Annotated in this window: 2 protein-coding genes and 1 pseudogene; 1 reads left to right on the top strand and 2 read right to left on the bottom strand. The window is 71.0% G+C overall.

Annotated elements, in window-relative coordinates; genetic code table 11:
* Window positions 1-577, top strand: a pseudogene (locus LQV45_RS29550) (XRE family transcriptional regulator); the annotation flags it as partial.
* 33 nt (window positions 578-610) lie between these two features.
* Here the strand turns inward: LQV45_RS29550 and LQV45_RS29545 are convergent.
* Window positions 611-1624 carry a phosphoribosylaminoimidazolesuccinocarboxamide synthase gene (locus LQV45_RS29545; protein ID WP_230010665.1) on the bottom strand — a complete coding sequence of 338 codons (1014 nt, stop codon included), beginning with the start codon at window positions 1622-1624 and terminating at the stop codon, window positions 611-613.
* Window positions 1621-1820, bottom strand: a 200-nt coding sequence (locus tag LQV45_RS29540; protein WP_290370352.1) for a phosphoribosylglycinamide synthetase C domain-containing protein, incomplete at its 5' end; no start/stop codon positions are given. The genes LQV45_RS29540 and LQV45_RS29545, both read right to left, overlap by 4 nt.

The raw sequence follows: 1820 nt of genomic DNA, 5'->3' as shown, positions 1-1820 counted from the left end.
CTCGATGTCCCAGCTCGCCGGCGAGGTGGCCTGGGTGATCGGCAACGTGGCCTTCATGCGCCACGACTATCCCGAGGGGATCAAGTACCACGAGCGGGCCGGCCGGCTGCTCTCCCCGGCCAACGACATCGACCTGTGGGCCCGGTTCAACAAGGCCTCCGCCGCCGTCCGCCTCTCCTCGGGAATCGTCGAACCCGAGACGCTCTCATCGATCGAGCGCGCCGAACTGGCCCTGTCGATTGTCGGCGGCAACAAGACCGACCAGCTGGAGGTCGCCTTCATCCGGGCCCGCTGGCTCTACCTCACGGGCGACATCGTGGCCGCCGTCCAGAAGCTGCGCGAGATCCATGCCGAGCGGGAGGCTCTGGCCCGGCACACGGCCGGCGAGGTCTCCCTGCTCCTGGGGAAGGCGCTCAAGGCCGCCGGGGAGGCCGCGGAGGCGCTGGTGTACCTCGAGGAAGCCCAGAAGGAGTTCAGCGCGGCGGGCGCCTCGGACCGGGTCCAGCAGGCGCTGGACGCCGTGCTCGAGATCAAGCTCGCCCAGCGCCGGGCCGAGGCCGCTTCCGCGGAAGCCTAGCCCCGGCCGGACCGGGCTGGGCGAACGGCCCGGCTAGGCGAACGTCCGGCCGGTGAGCTTCTCGTAGGCCTCCACGTAGCGGCTGCGGGTGCGCGCCACAACGTCGGCCGGAAGGACGGGCGGGGGCGTGTCCGAGGCCTTGTCCCAGCCCGACTCCGGCGAGGTCAGCCAGTCGCGCACATACTGCTTGTCATAGGACGGCTGCGCCTGGCCGGGCCGGTACGTGGCCGCATCCCAAAACCGTGAGGAATCCGGGGTCAGCACCTCGTCGCCGAGCGTGATGACGCCGGTCGCCGCGTCGAGGCCGAACTCCACCTTGGTGTCCGCCAGGATGATGCCGCGGCCGCGCGCGATTTCCTCGGCCTTGGTATAGATCTCCAGGGTCAGCCTGCTCAGGTCCGCCGCGACGTCCGCACCCACGAGGCCGACGACGGCGTCATAAGTGATGTTCTCGTCGTGCTCGCCCACCTCGGCCTTGGCCGACGGCGTGAAGATCGCCTCCTGCAGCCGTGACCCGTCAACCAGGCCGGCGGGCAGCGGGATGCTGCACACTGTGCCCGACGCGCGGTACTCCGCGAGCCCGGTGCCGGTGAGGTAGCCGCGGGCGATGCATTCGACCGGGAACATGTCCAGCTTCTTGCAGATCATTGCCCGGCCCTCGACGGCGGCGGGGACACCGTCGTCGGCCGTGGAGGCGAGGACGTGGTGCGCGACGCCGAGCTGGTCGAACCACCACAGGCTCAGCTGGGTCAGGATGCGGCCCTTGTCCGGGATCTCGCTGGCCAGTACGTGGTCGAACGCACTGATCCGGTCGCTGGCCACCACTAGGACACAATCCTGGCCGAAGCGTTCCGCGAGGGCCGGGTCCGCGGGGACGTAGAGGTCGCGGACCTTGCCGGAGTAGACGTGCCGCCAGCCGGGCAGGTCCTGCGTGGCGGTGTCGAGCCCGCCCTTGGGCGGGGTCTCAGGCGTGGTCTCAGGCGGGGTCTCAGGCGTGGTCTCGGGCTGGGTGCCGGGCGTCGGCGCTGCGGATTCGGTCACGTTCATGCCTTCGCTTTCGACGCGGCCGCGGTTCCCGGCCCGGCTACCCGGATCTGGCCGCGGGCGGCCTTGCCGCCGATGTCGGTGCGGAACTGGCTGCCGTCCAGCTGGACGAGCTCGACGCCGTCGTACGCCCGCTCCCGGGCCTCCACGAGGTCCGTGCCCAGCGCCACCACGGCCAGGACGCGGCCGCCGGCGGAGA

It is taken from the genome of Microbacterium sp. Bi128 (assembly GCF_918698205.1).
The sequence above is the reverse complement of the archived record's forward strand: the minus strand, read 5'-3'. Positions and strand labels throughout refer to the sequence as shown.

Excerpts from the sequence above, each read along its gene's own strand:
- LQV45_RS29545 (WP_230010665.1), bottom strand. The coding sequence starts at position 1,624 with ATGAACGTGACCGAATCCGCAGCGCCGACGCCCGGCACCCAGCCCGAG.